Consider the following 24,101-nt stretch of genomic DNA (forward strand, 5'->3'; position numbering starts at 1 on the left):
TATAATATATAGAGTATTAGGCAAAAGTAAGGCAAAACACTTTTATTGCCAAAGAATTTTTATATTCGTTTCTAATTTTTTTAACATGAAATCGATTTTAACGGGAATTATCTTTTTGGCTGTCTTTGGTTTATTTGCGCAAAAGCCTACGATGGACATTCAGGGTGTGGAAGTTGTGAAGACGTCACACGTATTGAACTTGGCCGGCAAGCCTTTGAATTACACGGCATATACCGGTTACATGCACATGAAGGCAGATACGGGGAAGGTATTGGCCAAAATATTTTTCACCTATTATCAAAAAGATGCTGAGGATGCGGGCAAACGTCCCTTGACTTTTACGTTTAATGGCGGACCGGGATCTGCCTCTTTGTGGTTGCACATGGGTGGTGTGGGTCCGAAACGTGTCTTATTGAAAGATGATGGAACGGCGACAGCGCCGCCGTATACGTATGTAGATAATGAATATGGCTGGTTGGACAAAACGGATTTGGTGTTCATCGATCCCGTTTCCACCGGTTATTCACGTGCAGTGGGTCAGGACGCAAGCAAATACCATGGCTATGTGGAGGATATTGAGTCGATTGGTGCGTTTGTGCGTAACTTTTTGAGTCGCTACGAGCGCTGGGCATCGCCCAAATTTTTAGCGGGCGAGAGTTATGGAACGACGCGTGCGGCGGGCTTGGCGAAGCATTTGCAGGATCGCCACCGGATCTATATCAATGGAGTGATCTTGATTTCAGCGGTTTTAAATTTTGGGACGAATGATTATGCGATAGGGAATGATTTGCCTCGCGCTTTATATGTGCCATCTTACACCGCGGCGGCATGGTATCATAAGAAATTGAGTCCAGCCTTGCAGGCAAGACCTTTGGCAGATATCTTAAAGGAATCGGAGGCTTGGTCGATTGGTGAATATGCATCGGCCTTGATTAAGGGCGGATGGATGTCGGCGGCTGAGAAAGATGCCATTGCAGGTAAATTGGCTTATTATACGGGTCTTTCCAAAGACTTGTGTTTACAGGCCAACTTGCGTGTAGACGAGAATCGTTTTTACAAATCTTTACGTCGGGCGGATGGTTTATCTGTTGGTCGCTTGGATGCACGCTTTACTGGTCGGGACCTAGATGATGCGGGCGAATATGTGGATTTTGATCCATCCTTTGCCAACATAGACGGGCCGTTTACGTCGACGATTAATGCGTATATGCAGAAGGAGTTGAAGTTTAAGGAGGAGAAGGGTTATAATGTGTTTGGGGATGTGTATCTGTGGTCGTGCAAGAATGTGCAGAATAAGTATTTGAATGTGGCGGAGAGTTTGCGGGATGCGATGGCGAAGAATCCGGCCTTGAAGGTGTATTTAGGCTGTGGCTATTATGACTTTGCGACGCCGTATTTCACGGCATTGTATGACATTGAGCACATGTTTTTACGTCCGGAGCAACGCAGTAGAGTAGATATCAAGATGTATGAGTCGGGCCACATGTACTACATCCACAAACCTTCCTTGATTCAATTCAAAAAGGATATGGATGGCTTTTTCGATTCGTCGAAATAATTTGCTAGTTTTGCAGTCCATTCAGAGGGGTGTCCGAGTGGTTTAAGGAGCACGCTTGGAAAGCGTGTGTAGGTCTCAAGCTTACCGAGGGTTCGAATCCCTTCCCCTCTACAAAGCCTTCCAGCGTGAGCTGGGGGGCTTTTATATTTTCAGTCGTGAGCCAAGCTTGCTTGGGCGAGCAGATGAAAATATAAAAGGGTCACGATTTGCGTAGCGAATGGTGACAGGCTTTGTGCAAGATGCCCTTTGCGGATGACAGCGGAATGGAGTGGAGCTGTCACTCCCACCTCTACAAGAGAATAAGGAGTCCATTAGTGCTCCTTTTTTGTTTTTAGGGCTTTATATCTACTTATTGTGATATTTCTTCGTGAGAAAAATTTAAGAGATGCATTCTGACAAAATTTTAATTCATCACAATGTATTCTGAGTAGAGTTGTCGAATTATAATTATTAATTAAACGAGGTATAAAGGATAAATATTAATCTAAAGGTTTATATTTGTGATTAAAATATTAACTCAAAGGTTAAAATGAAAAATCTATCCCTTCACCAACTCGACGACCAAATCCATGCATTTGTCAATGGGCAACGGCAGGAACGCATTCCCACTGGCTGGATACATGCCACGCGAACTTCGATTGGGATGACATTGCAGCAATTGGCTTCCCGACTGGGCTTGTCGGTCCCCGCTGTTAAAAAATTTGAACAACGGGAACAGTCCGAAGCGATTAGTTTGGCGAGTTTACGTAAGGTCGCTGCGGCGATGGATATGGATTTGGTGTATTATTTGAAGCCTAAGTCAGGTACATTAGAGGCCATGATGGATGCCCGAATTGAGCAAAAGGCGCTTGAATTAATGCAGGTTTCTAATCAGGCGATGCTGCTCGAAAATCAAATACTTGATAATCATAACCGAGCCCGTGAATTGAAACGCTTAATTTCCGAAATTAGGCAACAGAAATTAAGTAGTTTATGGGAATAGGCTTAGATGCATCAGAATTTGGACAAACACCTATGGATCCAGACCAATTATCCGGTCTGAAGATTCCGATGTTGCATACGCATGCGCAGATTAATGCATACGAACAGGCGAATATCAATGAGGCCTTGCGCTGGTTGATGGGAAAGCGGACATTGCCAACTTTGTTAACGGCTGAATTTATTTGCTTGTTGCATCGTCGCATGTTTGGACATGTTTGGAAATGGTCTGGAACTTTTCGTAAGATTGAAACCAATATTGGCGTGCCTTGGTATACGATTCCTTCGGAGTTAAACGTTTTGCTTGCGGATGTCCAATTTTGGATTCTCCATCAAACGTTTTCTCCCGTGGAAATTGCGGTTCGCTTCAAGTTTCGCTTGGTGTCTATTCACTGTTTTCCCAACGGAAATGGTCGGCATGCCCGACTCATGGCTGATTTATTGATGAAATATAAATTTGGCTTAACCAGCCTTACATGGGGTGCTCATACCGAAGGAGATGTACGTCGCATTTATTTAAAGGCCATTCAGCACGCGGCTGAAGGTAATTTTGTACCCTTGATTGATTTTGCCCAACATTAATATGACTAAAACTGTTTACGCTCTACTCCTTCTCTTTGTTGGCCTCTTAGCTTTCTTGGTCTATTTTCGTTGGCCTACTAAGAAAAAGCACGTAAAACCCGGTGACCCCTGGGAACTTGCCAAAAGTTATGAGGTTAGAGGATTGGACTTGTCGCATTGGAATGGACGTGTCTTGTATGACGATTTAGACACGTTGGATTTTGTGTTTTTAAAAGTCAGTGAAGGCGATGATCGTGTGGATGATACCTTCGAGCAACATTATGAGGCATTCCGAGAACGAGATATCCCCGTAGGAGCCTATCACTTTTTTCGTTTCGATGTAGATGGGAAGGAGCAAGCTCAGCACTTTTTGAAACACTTGGACGGTAGGCGCTTGCAGTTACCCTTAGTGATCGACGTGGAGCAGCATGGTAATCGGGCCATTCCACATGAAAAAGTAAAAAAACGGCTACATGCCTTCATGAAGGAACTGAAAAGGCATACCAAACACCAGCCTATTTTCTACACCAATGGAGATGGCTACCGCGATTTCATCGAGGATGAATTTGGGAATCATACCCTGTGGTTAAGCTCGACGAATACTTGGCGTCCTACCATGATGGATTGTACCTTTTGGCAATTTAATATTGACGCGGATTTGATGGCCATTACACACCGGGCCGACTTGAATGTCTTTCGCGGGAGTAGGGAAGAGTGGGAAGAATACCTAGAGGAGCATAAACCCTATGTGATATCAATGAATTGATAAATTCACAGAAGTCCTTGGGGCGTTACATATAATTTATACTTTCGGTCACAAAAAAACCTCTGATGATTCAGAGGTTTTTAAAAAATCTTTTGATTGGTTACGTTATCCTTTTGGGAAAAGAGGCTTTACCAACCATTACGATGTAAAAGTACACAAGATTTCTGAATCTGAATATGATTTTATAGATAATTATGGAATTTGAAGCATTTGAAATCTTTGTTTCTAAACCTAGGCTAGCTCGTTATTTGATAAGTTGTTCTAATTCACAAGGTAGAGCCATGAAGCTATATGCTGCAAATATTCGTGTTGCTCAGGCATTTTACCCAATATTGAATTTGTTTGAAATATTTTTGAGAAATGAGATAAATGAAAAATTGTCAAACTATTTTGATGATCAGGCTTGGATAATTAATCAAAAAGGAGGCTTTATGAGTGATTCTTCCTTGGGTCCCAAATATTGGTTAAAAACTCAAATTGTTAAAGCGGAAATTAATTTAAAGGGGAAAGTTGCCGCAGGGAATTTAATCGCGGAACAAACATTTGGCTTTTGGACTAGTCTATTCGAGCCGAGACATTATAAACTTATGTCAGGTGTCATTATTAAGTGTTTCCCTAACAAGCCTAGATTCGTAAATCGTAATTCAATCGCAGTTTCACTCAAAGATATTCGGGAATTTAGAAATCGTATTTATCACAATGAGGCCATTTGTTTTATTGGTACAACGATTGATTTTACACAGGCTATAAAAATTAAGAAGGAATTATACGATCTATTAGTTTGGATGAATGCGAATTTGATGGATTTTGTTTACCCTTTTGATTCAATTGATTCTGAAATTGAAAATGCCCTAAGCATTTGATTTTTTTTGAAAACCAATGAATTGATAATCTGCAATTCAGGCTTATAGTATATACTAATAATATATACCTTTGAAAAAAACGAAGAGATGAAAACTTTATCGCTCAAACTGGATGACCATATTTTTGATGACACGGAGGAAATAACGGCACAATTACAATTGGCACGTAATCGTTACATCAATGAAGCCGTTAATATGTACAATTTGGTCCAAAAGCGAAGATTATTGAAGAAAGCCTTAGCCAAAGAATCGCTCTTAACCGCTTCCGATTCGATGGAAGTTTTGCGGGAATTAGATTTGTTGATCGATGGAGATTAAGCAATTTGACATTTGGTTAGCCAATCTAAACTCAAGCAAAGGAACCGAAGCAGGCAAAACCAGACCCGTGGTCGTCGTTCAAACGGACCTGCTCAATGCCGTCCATTTATCTACATTGATTTGCCCCGTTACGACGAATGTCCAACCGAAATTAGAATATTTGCGGGTGCATTTGACAAAAGGTCAATTACCTGAAGTAAGTGATGTGCTCGTCGATCAAGTTCGTGCCATTGATAATACCCGACTTATTACAAAATTGGGACGTTTGACAGAAAATCAGCAGAAAAAGCTTAAGGCTAATTTGAGTATTATGCTTGATTTGTAAGGATGTACGTGTTAAATATTTATTTTCATTCTTATAACTTTCAGCAATGGACACGAAATTAACGCTTAAGCTAGACCATGATGTAATTGAAAAAGCGAAGACTTTTGCTAAGGCCAAGAATACAAGTTTGTCAAAATTGATAGAAAATTACCTCAGATTACTTGTTGATCATGAACGAAATTCTGAGGTAAATACACTCGTGAAAAGTCTATCCGGTGTTTTGCATTTGACGGAAAATTTCAACCACAAGTCCGAATATCAAAAATATATTACATCTAAATACAAATCATAGATGAATCAGATATCATTTTAAATTTGCTTTACAGCATGCCTGCGCCCTTGAAAATAATATCCCCGAGATCATAACACGTAACAATAAAGACTTTAAAAAATCGGTCATGTTTGTCGTGAGTCCCGAAACTTTTTTAACTTCATTATCCTAAACCTCACCCATGAAAAACCTCCTATTCCTCTTGCTCCTTGCAAGCTTCACCTCAAACGCCCAATGGATCGACCTATTCAATGGCCAAGACCTGAACAATTGGAAAGTCAGTGAAAATCCGAGTTCCTTCCACATCGAAAACGGTGAACTGATCGTCAACGGAAACCGTGGTCACCTCTTTTACAATGGCTATACACCCAAGAATTTTGAGGTACACGCGCGCGTGAAAACCTACCCAGGTGCTAACTCCGGTCTCTATGTTTGTACTGCATTCTTGGAAAATGATTGGCCGAAACAAGGCTATGAGATTCAGGTGAATAATTCGCATACCGACTGGCGTCGCACCGCTTCGGTGTATGGAATTCAAGATACCAAAGAAACCTTTGTCAAAGATGGCGAATGGTTCGACCTGAACGTCATCGTACAAGGAAACCACATCACCACGAAAATCAATGGCAAAACCATCATCGAGTTTACAGAACCAGAATCAGTGACTAAAGGCGACGATGCCAGACGCATTCAAACGGGAACCATTGCCATCCAGGCGCATGACCCCAATAGCAAAGTGGTCTATCAGTCCATTCAATTCCGAAGTCTGTAGTTTTTTATCATTTGTAAAAGAGGAGGACAAATAATTTGCCGACCTTTGGTTCATGATGACACAAGCCGACTTAAAACCTTTGCTCAAACACGGGAAAGTGTTTATGCTAGATGTACGTACAAAAAAGGAATTTGAAGATGGCCATATCCCCTGGGCAAAACATATTCCGCTCAACGAACTCGCGGGAAGATTGCATGAAATCCCGACGGATAAACCCATCATCACCGTCTGTGGAAAAGGAGGAGGCCGCTCCGCGGAGGCGGCTGCGATGATACCGGGCGCCGACTGGCTCGAAGGTGGAACGGATGCCTATTTTGGACAATAAAAAAAGAGGAGCGAAGCTCCTCTTTCCTTTTTGTAAATTTTATAAGTCGACTGCCTCGCCGTATGCCGCTTCCGTCGCGCCCTTGAACGCTTCTGAAATGGTCGGGTGCGGGTGAACCGTTTTCATGATCTCGTAAGCTGTGCTTTCCAACTTACGAACAACCACCGCTTCCGCGATAAGTTCCGTTACGTTATATCCGATCATGTGTGCACCTAACAATTCGCCGTATTTGGCATCGTAGATTACCTTCACAAAACCATCACGTGCTCCAGCAGCTGTTGCTTTTCCAGACGCCACGAATGGGAATTTACCTACTTTGATGTCATAACCTGCCTCGATCGCTTTCTTCTCTGTCATTCCCACAGAAGAAATTTCAGGTGAGCAGTACGTACATCCCGGGATATTTGTGTAATCCAATGCCTCCGTCTTGTGACCCGCGATTTTCTCTACGCAAATAATACCTTCTGCAGAAGCTACGTGTGCTAATGCTGGACCTGGCGTTACATCACCAATCGCATAATAACCTGGCATATTCGTTTCATACCATGCGTTCACCGGAATACGTCCCTTGTCCACAATGATACCTACTTCTTCCAAACCAATGTTTTCCAAATTGCAAATCACACCCGCCGCAGAAAGTACGATGTCACATTGGATATCTTGATTGCCTGTTGGCGTTTTTACACTCACCTTGCAACCTTTTCCTTTGGTATCTACCGACTCCACGCTCGATGAAGTCAAGATGTCGATGCCCATTTTCTTGTATTGCTTCGCCAATTCTTTCGATACATCTTCATCCTCTACCGGAACGATGTTTGGCATAAATTCTACGATTGTTACTTTCGTTCCCATCGCCGCATATACATAAGCAAATTCCACACCGATCGCACCGGAACCGATGATAACCATCGAATCTGGACGTTTTTCTAAGCTCATCGCCTTGCGGTATTCAATTACTTTTTCGCCGTCGATTGGAATATTTGGCAAGGCACGCGCACGTGCACCCGTCGCAATCATGATATTTTTTCCTTCGTAAATCGTCGCTTTTCCATCGGCATCCGTAACCTCCACCTTTTTACCCGGTTGGATTTTTCCGTAACCCATGATCACGTCGATCTTATTTTTCTTCATCAAAAACTGAACGCCTTTACTCATGCTATCGGCAACCCCACGTGAACGTGCGATCACAGCAGAGAAATCAGCTTCTGCTCCTTTTACCGTAATTCCGTAATCCGATGCATGTTTGATGTATTCAAATACATTCGCAGATTTTAACAAGGCTTTGGTTGGGATACATCCCCAGTTTAGGCAGATACCTCCCAAAGATTCTTTCTCCACGACTGCACATTTTAAACCTAATTGAGAAGCTCGGATAGCTGCTACATAACCCCCTGGGCCTGAGCCTACCACGATCAAATCGTATTGTTGCGCCATTTTATTGCTTGATTTAAATGAATGAGGCCGCAATTTAGCACAAAATCGGGTATATTTGTACTTTATTTAGCAGAAATCCACATGACAAGAGACAGGTTCAATGACCTGAAAGCCAGAATAGAGGCTTTAAGGAGGTATCTTTGACTACGATCATAAGAAATATTTAATCTCCGAACTGGAGACGGTCACACTCGATCCCGAGTTTTGGAATAATCCCGAAAAGGCTGAAAGCACCATGCGCGAAATGCGTGGGCTGAAATTTTGGACGGATGGTTTCGACCAACTAGCTCGCTCGCAAGACGATCTCGAAACAATCTGGGAATTTTATGAAATGGGTGAAGCCACGGAGCTCGAAGTGGATGCCGAAGGTGCCAAACTCGAAGCGCTCCTCGAATCGCTTGAATTCCGTAAAATGATGTCGGAGGAAGGGGACAACATGAGTGCCGTCCTCGAAATCAATGCCGGTGCAGGTGGAACCGAATCCCAAGATTGGGCGTCCATGTTGCTACGCATGTACCACATGTGGGCTGAAAAAAATGGTTTCAAAGTTCGTCTAGTCGACGAAAACGCAGGGGACGTGGCCGGAATCAAATCCGTGACCATCGAGGTGGAGGGTGAATTTGCCTATGGCAATTTGAAGTCGGAGAATGGCGTTCATCGCCTTGTGCGCATTTCGCCTTTCGACTCAAATGCTCGCCGACATACCTCGTTCGCCTCCGTATACATTTGTCCCTTGGCCGATGATACCATCGAAATTGAAATCAATCCTGCCGACATCGACTGGGATACATTCCGTTCTGGTGGAGCAGGAGGGCAGAATGTCAATAAAGTTGAGACGGCTGTTCGTTTGACGCACAAACCTTCCGGGATTATTATTGCTTGCCAGCAGGAGCGTTCGCAATTAATGAATAAAGAAGTTGCCTTGCGATTGCTGAAATCGAAATTATACCAAATTGAAATCGACAAACGCAACGCCGCGCGCGCCGAAGTAGAAGCGGGCAAAAAGAAAATAGAATGGGGTTCGCAGATTCGATCTTATGTATTGGACGATCGCCGTGTGAAAGACCACCGGACGAATTACCAAACGTCTAATACCGACGCGGTGTTGGATGGCGAAATCAATGAATTCATCAAGGCCTACTTGATGGAAAACTAAGCTAAAATTCCTCTTAACCTTTGGCAATCCTTCAAGGTTTGCCAAAGGTAGTGCTGAAAAAATGAATTTGTTATTTCTTAACTGATTCTTCCTCGAGCTTTCTTAAATAATCAACTAATTGGTCTTTTGCCAAGGATAATGCAATCCCTACGGCATAAGACGTAAGCGCATTGGCTAAAAAAGAAGACTCTTTTTTCTCGGATTTCTTCTCTGATTTGTCACTGCCTGAAAACAAGGAGTACAACAAATAGGCTCCGGCTACTACAGCTCCAGCCACTAGGATTTGGGTACCTTTTTCTTTGGCAACCTGTTTAATATCTGCGATTGACTCACCTATTTTATCTTCGTAATTAGCCGCCTCAGCCTCTAATTGTGCTTTTTTATTCTGTATCTGACTCATCTGCTGTAATGTCTTCTTCTACTATTTCTTCTACCTCGGATTCTACATCATCTGTTGGCTTGCGAAAGCTTGCCACCATGATTCCGCCTACAATAAAGCAAGCACCAGAAACAATTAAATGTCCCCAAAATGGACTGCCTAAATAAGCATTGATCATATTGGCGATGCCATGCAAGAGGAATAATACCCCGATGCCTACCGCAAATGCCAAGATGACGAATTTGAATATACGTTCCAATAAGGCTTCTAAACGCTCTTGAATATCGAGTTTGACAAGTTCAAATTGCGTTTTGAGGTAGTTTTTCAATAAATCTACCAAACCATTATTGTCGAAAAATCCCATCTACCGTTGTTTTAATTTGGCCTCAATCGAATGTTGTGTATGCGGAACTAAGCGCAAACGCTCTTTGGAAATCAACTTTCCTGAATCGATACAAACACCGTATGTGCCGTTCTTGATGCGCATCAACGCATTTTCTAAGCTTTTTGCGAATTTTTGTTGGCGCACGGCCAATTGATTCATACTTTCTTTCTCTTGCGTTTCCGCTCCATCTTCCATGACCTTTGAATTGCCTGATGTATCATCAGTTCCCGGGTCATTTTTTTTGCTTAATGCTGATCTTAAATACTTTAACTCTGCATTGGTTTCCGCTAATTTACCTTGAATGATTGCTTCGAATTCTTTTAATTCTTCAGCGGAGTAACGATTCTTCTCTTCCGTAGCCATAAATAAAAACGCTATTAATTTTACTCGAACACGAAAAAGTATAATTATTTGAATTTCAGCACCTTACTGATCTTGCCGTGTTCTATCCTACAAAGATAATTTTATTGGACAATTTTGTGCGCTGATTCGTATAAATTCTCAGACAAATTTTTAATCACTTGATTTTGAGTTTGTTGCGCCAAGAAATCCAACCGTAAATTGCCATGAAAACAAACAAGATGTACAAAGCCGCGGTACCCCATAAACCGTTAACTAAATACATGCCTATGTACGCGAGGTCAACAAGTATCCACAAAATCCAATTTTCAATTTTCCGTTGGGCCGCCCAATAGGTCCCCAACATACTAAGGCCCGCCAATGTAGCATCCCAGTAAGGAGATTTGACTGCTACGGCAAATCGTTCGTGTAGATAGCCCGCGACTAATCCATAAATTAAGGCTAGGAATAATCCGATGATGATTTGACGGAAACTGCTTTTAGATGGCTTCCACGCAGAATCTTCGCGCTGCCATTGGTATAAACCATAAACAGCCATCAAAATAAATACCCCCTGTAATTCCATGTCGGAGTATAAACCTGCCTCATAAAATACGTACATGTAGATTCCGGAAGCCAATATGTTCCAAATCCAGGCCATTGATTTCCGTTGGCCTGAAAAATAAACCCCTAATATGGAAGCAATAATGCCGGCAGCCTCGATCATTTGTCCTGGTTTTTTGCGAAATAGGCACAAAAATGCGTGATGGAGCATTCCTTGCATTTGGGGGTGCGTGCCAAACAGATATAGCGACCATGCAAAATCAACCAATGATGCGCGACCGGAATAATGTCATTGGGTAAGTGACGTATTAATGCTTTTTCTACGAGTAAAGGCGTCTTCGCCGTTTGTGGTACTAAACCTAATCGTCTCGAAACTCGAAATACGTGGGTGTCCACCGCCATCGCTGGTTGATTATAGATGACCGAAGCGATGACATTCGCCGTTTTCCGACCCACGCCCGGTAGTGTCTGTAAATCCTCCAAGGTTTCAGGTACCTCACCGGCAAATTGGTCTACGATTTTTTGGCCTAAACCTAAGAGATGTTTCGCCTTATTATTCGGATAGGAAACGGAACGGATGTAACTGAAAATTTCCTCAACGCTCGATTCTGCTAAGGCTTTCGCATCCGGGAATCGCATGAAAAGGGCAGGAGTGACTTGATTGATGCGTTTGTCGGTGCATTGTGCAGATAACACAACGGCCACCAACAATTCATAAGGATTGCTGTAATGCAATTCCGTTTCAGCCTCAGGAAATGAGGATTCGAAATGGGAAATAAAAGCTTGAAATCGTTCCTTCTTGAGCATCGTGTGGAATTTGATGCAAAATAAGAAACAATTTCAAGATTAAGATTGAATCGACGCTTTGTGTTTGGAATAATCCAGGATGCGATCAATCACTCGCGCTGACGGGGCTACATAAGCTTGGTCTAGGGCGTTTTGGACCTGTTGGAATGCCGCTAACTCCGAGCGTATTTCCGGGTTTGTTAATTCGTTTTTGCCCGTTTGAGGCTCGTACAAGTTTTTAATAAGGTCATTTGGGGTAAAGCTTTGCGTCATAGGCAATCTCTTGTTTGTTTAGCATTTTCCTCAGGTTGATGAGCGCATAACGCATTCTTCCCAAGGCAGTATTGATGCTAACGCCAGTTTGGTCTGCGATTTCCTGAAAACTTAAGTCTTCATAGTGTCGCATCACCAATACCTCACGTTGCTCATCAGGTAATTTTTTTATCATTTCCCGAATGTTCTCTACTTGATCCGCCTTCATTTGCTGCTCCTCGACCGAGTCCTCTGCAAAATCAAAGCTGTTGAAAACCTTCGAGCCATCTTCTAATACAATCGTCGGATAACGTTTTTCCTTCCGAAAATGATCAATCGCCATATTATGCGAAATACGCAGAATCCAGGGTAAAAATTTCCCTTCTTCGTTGTAGCGGCCCGACTTGATCACGTCGATGGCCTTAATATATGCTTCTTGCATTAAGTCTTCCGCAATGTAGCGGTCCTTAACGATCAAATAAATAGTCGTATAAACTTTGGATTTACTACGTTTGACTAATGTCTCAAACGCTTTATCGTCCCCTTGGATGTACGCTGATAATAAAGCCGCATCGCTAACCTGAATTTTAATCATAAAACTTCAAAATTGTTAACGTAGAGGTTTATCTCATATTGTATCTCCTATCGATTTACTGGGCGAATTGATTAATATTTGTCTTGATGACGTTCCAAATGTAGCCAAAACTTTTTTAAATCAAAATCGTTTTAATTATTTGAGCGACAAAATTCTGGTAAAAAAATCATCTTTTTTGGGATTAATCAAAGGTGGTTTTGCCAAATTGCGTAGCTTTGTTTCATCTTTAATCGAATACCTCCCTTATGAAAAAATTATTCTCTTTAGCTTTTGTCATCTGCGTTTCAGCTGTTCAATTGCTTGCACAATCCAATCCTGCCGATTATGCAGGTACGTTTAAGTTATCCGAAAATCCATACGTAAAGTCGATTACGATTTCAGTGAAAGACAGCAAAGTCATCATGGCTGCTGAAGGTTTCCCAGATGCGGAATTAGCTCCAGGAAAAAATGCAGATGAATTTGCATTAGAAAGCATGGGCGGTACTGTTGTATTTACTCGTGAGGCTGGTGCTGTGAAAGGTGTAAAAATCGAAGCACAAGGTCAAGTGTTAACAGGCCAAAAAGAAGGTGCTACCTTAGCTGATTATGTTGCGTCATTCAAAATGGCCGACAACGAATACGTGAAGAAAATTGTCATTGCCATGAAAGATGGTCAATTGGCATTGAGCTCTGACGCAAATCCTGCAGAAGGTGCTGTCTTGAAACCTAGCAACGCTAAGGATACCTTTTCTGCTACGATTCAAGGATACGATGCGGATGTGATTTTTTCACGCGCTGAAGGAAAAATCACGGCGATTAAATTATCTGTTGCGGGTGGCCAAGTTGTATTAACTGGCGATCGCGAATAAGGATTGAACGGCAAGGCTTGTGCAAAACACAGGCCTTGCTGTTAACTTAATGCTCTTTTGTACAACTGGATTGTGTTCTCTAATCCATAATACAAAGCATCACATATCAAGGCATGCCCAATCGATACTTCATCCAAAGGGGCAACATTCGCCTTAAAGAATGCCAAATTTTCCAAGCTCAAATCATGTCCCGCATTGATGCCTAAGCCTAGTTGGCTCGCACGAAATGCTGCTTTCCGATAGGCCGACACCGCCTGAGTCGGATTCTCAAAAAACTGTTCTGCATAAGGTTCTGTATACAACTCGATCCGATCGGTACCGGTCGTCGCAGCTGCTTCCACCATTTCAAGTATTGGGTCAACAAATATCGATGTGCGAATACCCGCTTCCTTGAATTGGGCGATTAATGCATGTAATAATCCCTGGTGCTGGATGGTGTCCCAACCGTGATTCGAGGTAATTTGGCCTAACGCATCGGGAACCAAGGTTACTTGCTCTGGGCGGACTTCCATCACCAATTCGATGAAGGAGGGTTCCATCGGATTACCCTCAATGTTGAATTCTGTCGTAACAACTTCTTTCAACGCGCGCACATCTGCGTAACGAATGTGACGTTCGTCCGGACGCGGATGCACCGTAATGCCTTCCGCGCCAAAGCGCTCGCAATCCAAGGCCACCTGAATGACATCGGGATTATTGCCGCCACGCGAATTACGTAGGGTGGCAATCTTGTTGATATTTACACTAAGTCTTGTCATGGCATAAAAAAGGCCGGTATCACCGGCCTTCTCATTAAATTAAGTTGTGAGCCGCGAGGTATTCCGCAATTTGGACTGCATTGGTTGCAGCACCTTTACGCAAATTGTCCGCGACAATCCATAAGTTCAAGGTATTCTTTTGCGTATCATCCCGACGAATACGTCCCACAAATACCTCGTCTTTTCCATGTGCGGTGATCGGCATCGGATAAACGAAGTTCTTTGGATCGTCTTGCACGATGATGCCTTCTTCTTTTTCTAAAATAGCACGAACCTCCGCTAAATCGAAATCATTTTCGAATTCAATGTTCACAGATTCTGAGTGACCCCCGATCGTAGGAATACGAACCGTTGTCGCAGTCACCTGAATCGAATCATCCATCATGATTTTCTTGGTTTCCAAGATCATCTTCATCTCTTCTTTTGTATAGCCATTGTCCAAGAATGAATCAATGTGTGGCAATACGTTCAAATCGATTTTGTGTGGGTACACTTTGTTGTAATCGGTTTTTCCTGCACGCTCATCGAACAATTGGTCCACGGCAGCCTTACCTGTTCCCGTTACCGATTGGTACGTAGAAACAACCACACGCTTGATTTTGTATTTCTTGTGTAATGGATTCATCACGACAACCATTTGAATGGTTGAGCAGTTTGGATTCGCGATGATTTTATCTTCTGGTGTCAATGTGCTTGCATTGATTTCGGGAACAACTAATTTTTTAGTAGGGTCCATGCGCCATGCAGACGAGTTATCAACAACGGTAATTCCAGCTGCAGCAAACTGAGGTGCCATTTCCAAAGATGTGCCCCCACCCGCAGAGAAAATCGCTACGTTGGGTTTCATCGAGATTGCTGTTTCATAACCTACCACTTCGAATTCCTTTCCTTTGAAAGCAATCTTTTTACCGATAGAGCGCTCAGACGCTACTGGGATAATTTCAGTGACAGGAAAATTTCTTTCCGCTAATACTTTCAAGATTTCGCCGCCAACCAATCCTGTGGCGCCTACAACAGCAACTTTCATGTTTATATTAATTAAAAATTATACTTCCAATGTAATACCATAGACGCTCCTTGCGCGCCATGGGATTTTACTTCAAAGCTTATTTTGGGATCTTCTCCCACCAAGCTATTGTACTTTGTTAAAGCACGTTTTAAGTGACGCATACTGACGGTTCCCACATAAACATTCACAAGAGCCGCCGCACCAATCGTAGACAAATAAAATCCTTCTGTCACTTGACCGGGTTTCAACAAAGAATAAGCGGATACGCCTAGTCCAATGCTCGATATCCAGGTCATCAGTTTACGTTGGCGTTTATAGGTGTTGAATTCTAAACTGACTTCGGGGTCCCTAGCTTCCAATAATGGAATCTGCAACGCCAATGGATTTTCAATCACCTGCCGCTTGTAAACGAACTTATTACTAAACCCCTGCTGGATTTGTTCAATCGGATACAATTTTTCTGTTGTCGTTTGTTGGGCCCTCAATTCCAAGGAGGCAAAACAAAGTATCCAGAAGAGTAATTGCTTGATTTTCACGAACCAAACGGGGTTAAGTAGCTTGCAAAATTAGGGCTTAAATTCTGAATCAAAAGGATTTTTTTGATAAAATCCATCAAAAAGGTGGATGCCCGTGGGGGTAATGCAAAGGTCCAATGGAATGTCATGCGCTTCCACGTCATCGATCCGCTGAACCGCTTCGTCTAGACAGATACCAATTTTGATGGCATCTGGCCTACAATCCATAAGAAATCGATCGTAAAATCCCTTCCCGTATCCCACGCGGTTGCCTTTGGAATCGAATGCCAATAGGGGAATGATGATCAGGTCAATGTCGGTTGCGGTTATTTTTGTATGCATCAAGGGATTCGGTTCCTTAATTCCCCAGGCCGATGTGATGAAAGTGTCCTCTTTTTGCACGAAATAGGCCAACATCGAATCTTCACCTTCCACACGTGGAAAACAAAGTTTGTGCCCAAGCGACCACAAGGTTTGATGGATTGTCTCCATTTGAACTTCCTTCCGCTCGACTATCGGCTGAAAGCTCATGATTATTCGTGGCTGTGGAAAGCTCGTGATGAAATCCATGAATTCTTGTTGGGCCGACTCGTTCAACAACGCAAAGATGCGTGCCGACACATTTTTGCGTCGGGCCAGTGCAAGCTGTCGGAGGCGAGATTTGTTCATGGCTTTGGCCTTAATTTTTCGGTATTTTTTCTTATTTTTGCTTCAATTTTGCCGATTATTTCATAAAAAACAACAAGACTGTGGCCTTTAAGGAATACAAAAATTTAGATTATGCTGCTGTAGCGGACGAGGTACTAAATTTCTGGAGAGAGAATCAAATTTTCGAACAATCGATTTCATCCCGTGAGGGGAATCCGAGCTTTACTTTTTTCGAGGGTCCTCCTTCGGCAAACGGTACACCCGGTATTCACCACGTGATGGCGCGTACGATTAAGGATATTTTCTGTCGCTACCAGACCTTAAAGGGCAAGCAAGTGAAGCGTAAAGGTGGTTGGGATACCCACGGCCTACCCGTTGAATTGCAAGTTGAGAAAGAATTAGGCATCACCAAAGAGGACATCGGCAAATCGATTTCGGTCGAAGAATACAATCAAAAATGCCGTGAGACGGTCATGAAATTCACGGATCAGTGGAATGATTTGACGGAAAAAATGGGTTACTGGGTGGATTTAGAGAATCCGTATGTGACTTATCAAACCCCTTACATTGAAAGCGTTTGGAATCTCTTAAAACGTTTATACGACAAAGGACTTTTATACAAAGGCTATACGATTCAACCGTACTCGCCAGCGGCAGGTACAGGTTTGTCATCACACGAATTAAACCAGCCAGGTTGTTACCGCGATGTGAAGGATACGTCCTTGACCGCTCAATTTGAGGCAAAAAACACGGCGAAATCAGCCTTTTTATTTGAAAAATCAGGAGGAGAGCCAGTTTATATCTTGGCTTGGACGACGACGCCTTGGACTTTACCGTCTAACTCAGCGTTAACGGCTGGGAAGAACATCGCTTATGTCTTGGTGAAGACCTTTAATCCTTACACCTATTTACCCGTTCACGTGGTTTTAGCGAAGGATTTGGTGAAGAATTATTTCCAAGCTGCGGCAGAAAACGGCGATTTTGATGCCTACGTTTCGGCTGAGAAAAAGCCTAGTGCTATTCCGTATGTGATTGTTGATACGTTCAAAGGATCCAATATCGAAGGCGTGGAATATGTACAATTGATGCCTTATGTTCAGCCAGTAAGTCCTGCTTTCCGCGTGATTTTAGGAGATTTCGTGACGACGGAAGATGGAACGGGAATTGTGCATACGGCGCCTACGTTTGGTGCGGATGACTTTCGGGTAGCCCAACAAAATAACATTCCGGCGATCTTTGTTCAAGATGCCAACGGAAAGGATGTGCCATTGGTGAACCGCCAAGGTTGTTTCGTTCAAGAGGTGACGGATTATGCCTTAGAGCCCGTAAAAGAGGCTTATTTAAGCGAAGAAGAAAAAGAAGCGGCCAAAATCAAGCAGGGCCGTGATAAATATTTGTCTGTTGACGAACGCATTGCAATCCAATTAAAAACGGAAAACAAAGCATTTAACGTTCAGAAATTTGATCACCCGTATCCACATTGCTGGCGTACAGATAAACCCGTTTTGTATTATCCATTGGATTCTTGGTTTATCAAAACCACGGCAGTGAAGGATAAATTGATCGAATTGAATAACACAATTAACTGGAAACCCGAGTCGACGGGTACAGGTCGTTTCGGAAACTGGTTGGAGAACCTCGTTGATTGGAATTTGTCTCGTTCTCGGTATTGGGGAACGCCATTGCCCATTTGGCGCGCAGAAGATGGTTCTGAAGAATTGTGTTTTGGTTCGGTAGAAGAATTAACACAAGCATTAGCCAAGGCAATTGATTCTGGAAAATTAAGTGTTGAACAGCGCAATGGAAACGAAGCATTTATTGCGGCAGTGAAGGCAGGTGAGGCGGATTTACACCGTCCTTATGTGGATAATATTTTTGTATTAAGTCCATCAGGAGTTGTTATGGCACGTGAGGCGGATTTGATCGACGTTTGGTTTGATTCAGGTGCGATGCCTTTCGCGCAATGGCATTACCCATTTGAGAATCAAGAAATTTTCAAACAGTCTTATCCGGCGGATTTTATCTCGGAAGGGGTGGATCAAACACGTGGATGGTTCTTTACCCTCCATGCCATTTCGGCTATGGTGGAAGAGTCGGTGGCGTTTAAAAATGTCGTTTCGACCGGTTTGGTCCTAGATAAAAATGGCAATAAAATGTCCAAACGTTTGGGCAATGCGATTGATCCATTTGATACGCTTTCGAAATACGGGGCGGATCCTACGCGCTGGTACATGATTACCAATGCGCAACCTTGGGATAACTTGAAATTTGATTTAGCAGGCATTACCGAGGTGCGTAATAAGTTCTTTGGTACGCTGACAAATACCTATAATTTCTTTGCCATGTATGCGAATTTGGATGGGTTTACGCCTAATTCAAATGGGGTTGAAATGGCCAATTTGACGGAATTAGATCGCTGGCTCCTTTCAAAATTAAGTAGCTTGGTTGCGGAAGTTGATGAGGCTTATGCAACCTATGAGCCAACCAAAGCAGGACGTGCGGTACAGGATTTTGTGTGTGATCATTTGTCCAACTGGTATGTTCGCTTGTCACGCCGACGCTTCTGGAATCCGGAGGATACGAACCAAGGGATTTCAGCTGATAAAGCCGCGGCATATCAAACTTTGCATACCTGTTTGACGACGGTTGCGCAATTAATGTCGCCGATTGCTCCATTCTATGGGGATTGGTTATATAAGAATTTAACAGGTGCGACTTCGGTACATTTAACTGATTTTGTACAGGTGAATCCTGCTTGGCAAAATGCGGATTTGGAAGGTTCGATGGATATGGCACAACGCATTTGTTCATTGGTTCACTCGATTCGTAAGGTGCATAAATTAAAAGTGCGCCAGCCGCTTGCACAAGTGTTAGTTCCTGTGTTACAGGAATCCGCACGTGAGCAAATACGTCAAGTGGAAGATTTGATTAAATCCGAGGTGAATGTGAAGTTGGTGAATTACCTAGACGATGCATCCGGCGTATTAAGCAAGAAAGTCAAACCAAATTTCAAGGCCTTAGGTCCGAAATTCGGGAAAGATATGAAGGCCGTTGCCGAAGTGATTACGGGCATGAGCTCGGGTGATTTGTCGCAGATTGAAACAGCTGGAACAGCTAATTTACAAGGCTTTGACATTTCATTAGCGGATATTGAAATAGTTACGGAAGACATGCCTGGTTATTTAACTGCTTCAGAAGGTGGATTGACCATTGCCTTGGATAATACCTTGACGCCGGAATTGGTTCAAGAGGGAATGGCTCGGGAGTTTGTTAATCGTATTCAGAATTTGCGAAAGGATTCCGGTTTTGATGTAGTCGATAAGATTTCGATTGTTGTTGAACAAGGTCCTGCCGCGTGGATGGAAAGTATTCAAGTCTTTGGCGGCTATATTCAGCAAGAGGTTCAAGCTTTGAGCATTACGATTTCACCAGCTTTAACAGGAGAGAAAGCAGAACTTGTGATGGATGACGCAACTTTATTTGCCCAAATTCAGGTAATCAACTAACAGACAATGGTATTCAATTCCTTGCAGTTTTTGGTGTTTTTTGGAATTGTGACCACCGCCTATTTTTTATTGGCACATCGCTTTCGTTGGGTGCTTTTGTTGCTTGCCTCGTGCTACTTCTACATGGCATTTCAGCCCATTTATTTAGGTATTTTAGGCTTTACCATCGTGGTGGATTACTATGCCGGGATCTATTTGGAACGTTTTCAAGGCAATGCGAAGAAGCTATTTTTAGCGGTAAGTTTGTTGGCAAATGTGGGTGTTCTAGCGGTATTCAAGTATTATGCCTTCTTTACGGGCAATTTCATGGTCGCGGCAAATTATTTTGGATACGCTGTTCAGATTCCTCAGTTGTCGATCCTGTTGCCCATTGGATTATCCTTTCATACTTTTCAAGCCATGAGTTATACCATTGAGGTTTATCGAGGGCACCAAAAGGCAGAACGAAATTTTGGGATTTACAGCCTATATGTAATGTTTTATCCACAGTTGGTTGCTGGCCCTATCGAGCGTCCCCAAAACCTCATTCATCAGTTTTACGAAGAGCATTTCTGGGATACGGAACGGATAAAAGCGGGTCTGTTTCAAATGGCGCAAGGTCTTTTTAAGAAAGTCGTTATCGCTGATCGTCTTGCTATTTTAGTAGATTCCGTATATGGCAGTTTGGCAATTCAATCTGGTGGGAATTTGATCTTAGCGGCTGTGTTTTATTCGTTTCAAATTTATTGTGACTTTTCGGGCTATTCCGACATGGCGATCGGAGCGGCGAAAGTGATGGGCTTTGATTTGATGACCAATTTTCGCGCACCTTATTTAGCGAAGTCCATTCCGGATTTTTGGCGCCGTTGGCATATTTCACTTTCTACTTGGTTTAAAGATTATGTGTATTTTTCACTAGGCGGCAATCGGGTTTCCATTCCCCAATGGTATTTCAATATCATGGTGGTCTTTATTATCTCAGGTTTTTGGCATGGCGCGAGTTGGAATTTTGTGATTTGGGGTGCCTTGCATGGGATTTTTCAATTGGTCGGTATTACGCTGAGTCGGCGATTCCCTGTATTATCACCCGAACATGCTCGAGGGTTTTATTTGCGATTCTTACAGCTCTGGACATTTGCATTGGTAACTCTTGCTTGGGTATTTTTCCGTTTGCCCCATTTCGCGGAAATAAACTTATTTGTTAATCGTTTAGGGGTTTGGAATGTCGATGCACCCTTGGGAATGCATCGGAATGAAATCATTTTGAGTTTATTTTTGATTGTGGGATTATTGGTTTGGGATCGTCAATCAAGTAAAAAAATGCGTCCAAAGATGTGGCTATTGCCGCTGATGCTCTTGGCGATTTATTTCTTGGGGGTATTTAGTTTAAAACAGTTTATTTACTTTCAGTTTTAATGAAAAAAGCGCTGGCCTTTTTGGTGTTGATTGTTCTGCTAGGGGTTCTTGGAATCAGTAGTTCAGATCAGGCGATGCGTTGGATTTCCAAGGCAAGGTATCAGCAGCAAGGAAATTTGGGTTCCGATAAATACCGATTCGGGGATTTGTATGGCCTTACTTATTTGCCTGCTTTTCGCTTGGAAAAGGATACGTCCTTGATTTCGAATCAATATACTTCCCCAGGCTTACGCGATACGGATTTGTATATTATTGGGGATAGTTATTTGTATAGCTATATGCAGATGGATACGTCCAATTTTGCGCGTGCTAAACGTTTAGACTTCCGGAAATGGTCGGATGGGGGCGGTGCCCCAATCGCATTTACACCTTCCAGTCATAAAAAGGTATTGCTTATTGAGAGCGTCGAGCGGAATATTTGGAATGTTATTGACATCATGCGTGTCAAGGCACATTTGGAAGGCTATCGCGCGCCTTTGACGTGGGATGAAAAACTTAATGCGTGTTTGGCAGATGCGCTTTATGATCCCAATTTGGAGCAGAATATTGATTTTACCCTGTTTAATTTCCAGGCCTTAAGTTTTATTAAATCATTCAAAGCGCAAGGGAATTTGAGCTTGTTTAATCGGACGACTGCCGACGTGGTTCTTTCGGAGGACCAAAAATTTCTCTACATGAAGGAGACCATGGATTCTATGCAAAAAGGGAGTTCATTTTATCCGCTTCGTTCACAAAACATCCAAGATCTTTTAGGTCGCATGGCGAAAATCGAGCAATATGCGGAAAGTAGAGGTTTTGATGAAGTCGTTTTTAGTTTCATACCCAATCCCGTTGCCATCACACAGACGGAATCTACGCCTACGAATCACTTGATACCTAGCTTGGCTTATGCAAATCAAGGTCGACTAAACCTAGTTGACCCGACGCAGGTGTTAATCAAAGGGGGTAAAAGTTATTTCTTTCGATCGGACTCGCATTGGAATCAGCAAGGGGCTCAGGCCTGGTTGAATCAACTGAATCAATATTTACTTAAGCTATAGGGGAATATGACGCAGCAAAACATCGGTTTGGGATTGTTTAGGCGCTGGCTGCTGCTTTTGTTATTTGTTGGTTTTTCTTCATTAGTGACTGCCCAAGGTAAAAGATTAATCCAATCGAAGGCAGGACAGGAAGCCCTTTTTCAGGAGGGGATGCGTCATTACATCAAAGAGGATTTTTCAGAGGCTATCTTGGTTTGGGAGAGTTTGGCATCGGTTGTTTCCAATGAACCTTCCTTGTCTTTTTACCTAGCTAAAGCCTATCTGGCCGAAAAGAATCCCAAAAGTGCTTTGGTTCATGCGCGCAGAGCTCATGAATTGTCACCCTATTCGCTCGATTATGGCTTATTCTTTGCGGAGCAGTTGTTGGCCGATAGGCAGATTTCCGAAGCCATTACCTGCTTGACGAAGCTAAGCCAATACGATGAGTCGCACCCCGAAGTCAATTTGTTGTTGGCCCAGGCCTATTTATGGTCGGAGCAAGGAGCCCTTGCCTTGCAAGCTTTGGATCGCGCGGATCATTATGTAGGCGAATATCCTGCCATTATTCGGACAAAAGAATTTATCTTATTAAAGCAGAAGCAGTTGACAAGTGCATTGAAGGCGGGCCAACGATTACTTGCGTTGGACGATGAAGAGCAGTTGTTTACCTGGGATCAGATGGATGTTGCTTGGGACTTGAGTCAGGCAGATTCGGTACAAACAGATCTGCGGAATTTGCAAGCGCAATATCCTGCGCAAGGCCAACTCGCTTTATTGCTGACGAACGGTTACCTGCACCAGAAAAATTTTGATTCCTGTATCATTCAGTTGCGTCGTGCCGCGGAGGATCATGAAGTGTTGCCTTCCATGGTGGCACAAGTCACGATGAAAGTTTTTGAGTTGATCGATGATCCAATCAAATGGGAGCAGGCTAATCAATTGGCAACGCATTGGTTGTCCATCTACCCGGAGGAACCTCGTTTTTTGGCGATACAAGGAGATTTATTTGTGAGTGCTTCCAAAATAGAGGAGGGTCAGCGGTTCTATTTGCGCGCGGCGCGCATGGGGGATCCTAAATATGAGGTTTGGGCACGAATTATACAGTTGGACTTTGAATTAAATGCAATCGATAGTGCATCCGTTCACGCATTAGAGGCATTGAAGGCATTTCCTAGACAAGGTTTTTTGAATTTCCAATTGGGCTTCGCGCGGTATCTGCAAGGGAATAATACCGATGCTTTAAAGTATCTGGAGATTGCTCGAGGAATCATCAAGCCCTCGGATAATTGGAATATGCAGTTATTTTCAATGTTGGGCGATGTTTATCATGCCGTCGGCAGATCCAAAGATTCGGATGCTGCATTTGACAAAGTGTTGTTATTGAATCCGACCGATGAACATGTCTTAAACAATTACAGTTATTATTTATCCTTACGCAAAGAGCAATTGGTGAAGGCGGCTGGGATGTCAAAGCAATTGGTTGATAAATTTCCGAAGGAAGGCACCTATTTGGATACCTATGCGTGGGTCTTGTATCAGCAGGGGGAATTTGCGGAGGCTTTACGTTACCTGGATAGGGCAGTAGCGGATGAGGAATCTCAAAGTTCAGCGGTTTGGGAGCATCATGGCGACGCATTATTTCGCTTGGGTCGAATTCGGGAGGCCGTAAGTAGTTGGGAAAAAGCAAAGGCTTTACCAAATGCCAATCAAAATCTTGATAAAAAAATCAAGATGAGGCAAATTGTCGAAAATTGAGATAATTTTGCATATCAATAG

28 protein-coding genes and 1 tRNA gene are annotated in these 24,101 nt (G+C 42.9%); 17 read left to right on the forward strand and 12 right to left on the reverse strand.

What is annotated here, in order from left to right:
• Positions 1–85 precede the first annotated feature (85 nt).
• From PQG45_RS00330 to PQG45_RS00380, 11 genes are all read left to right on the forward strand, one after another.
• Positions 86–1,558 (forward strand): S10 family peptidase, encoded by a 1,473-nt coding sequence (locus PQG45_RS00330; RefSeq protein WP_316070056.1) that lies wholly within the window; start codon positions 86–88, stop codon positions 1,556–1,558.
• Between the two features lie 23 nt (positions 1,559–1,581).
• Positions 1,582–1,669: transfer RNA gene (locus PQG45_RS00335), tRNA-Ser, on the forward strand.
• A gap of 418 nt (positions 1,670–2,087) precedes the next feature.
• Positions 2,088–2,540 carry a helix-turn-helix domain-containing protein gene (locus tag PQG45_RS00340; RefSeq protein ID WP_315577369.1) on the forward strand — a complete coding sequence of 151 codons (453 nt, stop codon included), beginning with the start codon at positions 2,088–2,090 and terminating at the stop codon, positions 2,538–2,540.
• Entirely contained in the window at positions 2,531–3,118 is a 588-nt protein-coding gene (locus tag PQG45_RS00345; protein WP_315577368.1) for a mobile mystery protein B, read from the forward strand. Before PQG45_RS00340 ends, PQG45_RS00345 begins: the two co-directional genes overlap by 10 nt.
• Position 3,119: 1 nt before the next feature.
• Positions 3,120–3,863, forward strand: coding sequence for a glycoside hydrolase family 25 protein (locus PQG45_RS00350; RefSeq protein ID WP_316070057.1), 744 nt, complete (start codon positions 3,120–3,122; stop codon positions 3,861–3,863).
• A 194-nt stretch (positions 3,864–4,057) separates the two neighbouring features.
• Complete coding sequence (locus PQG45_RS00355; protein ID WP_315577366.1) at positions 4,058–4,726, forward strand: hypothetical protein; 669 nt, start codon at positions 4,058–4,060, stop codon at positions 4,724–4,726.
• An 87-nt stretch (positions 4,727–4,813) separates the two neighbouring features.
• Positions 4,814–5,044 carry a hypothetical protein gene (locus PQG45_RS00360; protein ID WP_315577365.1) on the forward strand — a complete coding sequence of 77 codons (231 nt, stop codon included), beginning with the start codon at positions 4,814–4,816 and terminating at the stop codon, positions 5,042–5,044.
• Positions 5,034–5,369 carry a type II toxin-antitoxin system PemK/MazF family toxin gene (locus tag PQG45_RS00365; protein ID WP_315577364.1) on the forward strand — a complete coding sequence of 112 codons (336 nt, stop codon included), beginning with the start codon at positions 5,034–5,036 and terminating at the stop codon, positions 5,367–5,369. The genes PQG45_RS00360 and PQG45_RS00365 overlap by 11 nt, the downstream gene beginning before the upstream one ends.
• A 46-nt stretch (positions 5,370–5,415) precedes the next feature.
• A complete protein-coding gene (locus tag PQG45_RS00370; protein ID WP_315577363.1) occupies positions 5,416–5,661 on the forward strand; it encodes a DUF6364 family protein in 246 nt (81 codons plus the stop codon).
• A gap of 160 nt (positions 5,662–5,821) precedes the next feature.
• A complete protein-coding gene (locus tag PQG45_RS00375; protein WP_315577362.1) occupies positions 5,822–6,412 on the forward strand; it encodes a 3-keto-disaccharide hydrolase in 591 nt (196 codons plus the stop codon).
• A 52-nt stretch (positions 6,413–6,464) separates the two neighbouring features.
• Positions 6,465–6,737, forward strand: a complete 273-nt coding sequence (locus PQG45_RS00380) for a rhodanese-like domain-containing protein (protein WP_315577361.1) — start codon at positions 6,465–6,467, stop codon at positions 6,735–6,737.
• A 39-nt stretch (positions 6,738–6,776) separates the two neighbouring features.
• Here the strand turns inward: PQG45_RS00380 and lpdA are convergent, their stop codons facing one another.
• Positions 6,777–8,171, reverse strand: a complete 1,395-nt coding sequence (gene lpdA, locus PQG45_RS00385; RefSeq protein WP_315577360.1) for a dihydrolipoyl dehydrogenase — start codon at positions 8,169–8,171, stop codon at positions 6,777–6,779.
• An 81-nt stretch (positions 8,172–8,252) separates the two neighbouring features.
• On the opposite strand from lpdA, the gene prfB reads away from it, so the two are divergent.
• A protein-coding gene (prfB, locus tag PQG45_RS00390; protein WP_315577359.1) for a peptide chain release factor 2 occupies positions 8,253–9,327 on the forward strand; the annotation gives its coding sequence in 2 pieces (ribosomal slippage) (positions 8,253–8,312 and positions 8,314–9,327; 1,074 coding nt in all).
• A 70-nt stretch (positions 9,328–9,397) separates the two neighbouring features.
• Here the strand turns inward: prfB and PQG45_RS00395 are convergent.
• The 7 genes from PQG45_RS00395 to PQG45_RS00425 all read right to left on the reverse strand — a co-directional run bounded on the left by PQG45_RS00395 (position 9,398) and on the right by PQG45_RS00425 (position 12,627).
• On the reverse strand, positions 9,398–9,727 hold the full coding sequence (locus PQG45_RS00395; protein WP_315577358.1) for a hypothetical protein: 330 nt from the start codon (positions 9,725–9,727) through the stop codon (positions 9,398–9,400).
• Positions 9,708–10,070: a phage holin family protein gene (locus PQG45_RS00400; protein WP_315577357.1), complete on the reverse strand. Its 363-nt coding sequence runs from the start codon at positions 10,068–10,070 to the stop codon at positions 9,708–9,710. Before PQG45_RS00400 ends, PQG45_RS00395 begins: the two co-directional genes overlap by 20 nt.
• Positions 10,071–10,454, reverse strand: a complete 384-nt coding sequence (locus PQG45_RS00405; protein WP_315577356.1) for a TraR/DksA family transcriptional regulator — start codon at positions 10,452–10,454, stop codon at positions 10,071–10,073.
• 154 nt (positions 10,455–10,608) lie between these two features.
• On the reverse strand, positions 10,609–11,157 hold the full coding sequence (gene pnuC, locus PQG45_RS00410) for a nicotinamide riboside transporter PnuC (protein WP_316070058.1): 549 nt from the start codon (positions 11,155–11,157) through the stop codon (positions 10,609–10,611).
• Entirely contained in the window at positions 11,154–11,801 is a 648-nt protein-coding gene (nth, locus tag PQG45_RS00415) for an endonuclease III (RefSeq protein ID WP_315577354.1), read from the reverse strand. Before nth ends, pnuC begins: the two co-directional genes overlap by 4 nt.
• A 39-nt stretch (positions 11,802–11,840) precedes the next feature.
• Positions 11,841–12,014 carry a hypothetical protein gene (locus tag PQG45_RS00420; RefSeq protein WP_315577353.1) on the reverse strand — a complete coding sequence of 58 codons (174 nt, stop codon included), beginning with the start codon at positions 12,012–12,014 and terminating at the stop codon, positions 11,841–11,843.
• A gap of 13 nt (positions 12,015–12,027) precedes the next feature.
• Positions 12,028–12,627, reverse strand: a complete 600-nt coding sequence (locus tag PQG45_RS00425) for an RNA polymerase sigma factor (RefSeq protein WP_315577352.1) — start codon at positions 12,625–12,627, stop codon at positions 12,028–12,030.
• A gap of 245 nt (positions 12,628–12,872) precedes the next feature.
• Here PQG45_RS00425 and PQG45_RS00430 point away from each other — a divergent pair, with 245 nt between their 5' ends.
• Positions 12,873–13,475: a hypothetical protein gene (locus PQG45_RS00430; protein ID WP_315577351.1), complete on the forward strand. Its 603-nt coding sequence runs from the start codon at positions 12,873–12,875 to the stop codon at positions 13,473–13,475.
• Positions 13,476–13,516: 41 nt separating this feature from the next.
• Here the strand turns inward: PQG45_RS00430 and PQG45_RS00435 are convergent, their stop codons facing one another.
• From PQG45_RS00435 to PQG45_RS00450, 4 genes are read right to left on the reverse strand one after another with little or no spacing between them, the layout of a single operon-like run.
• The gene (locus PQG45_RS00435) at positions 13,517–14,233 is read right to left on the reverse strand and encodes a pyridoxine 5'-phosphate synthase (RefSeq protein ID WP_315577350.1); all 717 of its coding nucleotides are present in this window, start codon (positions 14,231–14,233) and stop codon (positions 13,517–13,519) included.
• Between the two features lie 34 nt (positions 14,234–14,267).
• On the reverse strand, positions 14,268–15,260 hold the full coding sequence (locus PQG45_RS00440) for an aspartate-semialdehyde dehydrogenase (protein WP_315577349.1): 993 nt from the start codon (positions 15,258–15,260) through the stop codon (positions 14,268–14,270).
• A gap of 11 nt (positions 15,261–15,271) precedes the next feature.
• Positions 15,272–15,778 (reverse strand): hypothetical protein, encoded by a 507-nt coding sequence (locus PQG45_RS00445; protein ID WP_315577348.1) that lies wholly within the window; start codon positions 15,776–15,778, stop codon positions 15,272–15,274.
• A 30-nt stretch (positions 15,779–15,808) separates the two neighbouring features.
• Positions 15,809–16,426, reverse strand: coding sequence for a 5-formyltetrahydrofolate cyclo-ligase (locus tag PQG45_RS00450; RefSeq protein WP_316070059.1), 618 nt, complete (start codon positions 16,424–16,426; stop codon positions 15,809–15,811).
• An 80-nt stretch (positions 16,427–16,506) separates the two neighbouring features.
• Here PQG45_RS00450 and ileS point away from each other — a divergent pair, with 80 nt between their 5' ends.
• Genes ileS through PQG45_RS00470 form a run of 4 tightly spaced genes read left to right on the forward strand, consistent with a single transcriptional unit; the run spans position 16,507 to position 24,080 of the window.
• Positions 16,507–19,911, forward strand: a complete 3,405-nt coding sequence (gene ileS, locus PQG45_RS00455) for an isoleucine--tRNA ligase (RefSeq protein WP_316070060.1) — start codon at positions 16,507–16,509, stop codon at positions 19,909–19,911.
• 6 nt (positions 19,912–19,917) lie between these two features.
• Entirely contained in the window at positions 19,918–21,306 is a 1,389-nt protein-coding gene (locus tag PQG45_RS00460; protein ID WP_315577345.1) for an MBOAT family O-acyltransferase, read from the forward strand.
• Positions 21,306–22,346 carry a hypothetical protein gene (locus PQG45_RS00465; protein ID WP_316070061.1) on the forward strand — a complete coding sequence of 347 codons (1,041 nt, stop codon included), beginning with the start codon at positions 21,306–21,308 and terminating at the stop codon, positions 22,344–22,346. Before PQG45_RS00460 ends, PQG45_RS00465 begins: the two co-directional genes overlap by 1 nt.
• Positions 22,347–22,352: 6 nt before the next feature.
• The gene (locus PQG45_RS00470; protein ID WP_316070062.1) at positions 22,353–24,080 is read left to right on the forward strand and encodes a tetratricopeptide repeat protein; all 1,728 of its coding nucleotides are present in this window, start codon (positions 22,353–22,355) and stop codon (positions 24,078–24,080) included.
• The last annotated feature ends 21 nt before the right edge of the window (positions 24,081–24,101 follow it).

This window comes from Aquirufa regiilacus (assembly GCF_032470275.1).
Classification (GTDB): domain Bacteria; phylum Bacteroidota; class Bacteroidia; order Cytophagales; family Spirosomataceae; genus Aquirufa; species Aquirufa regiilacus.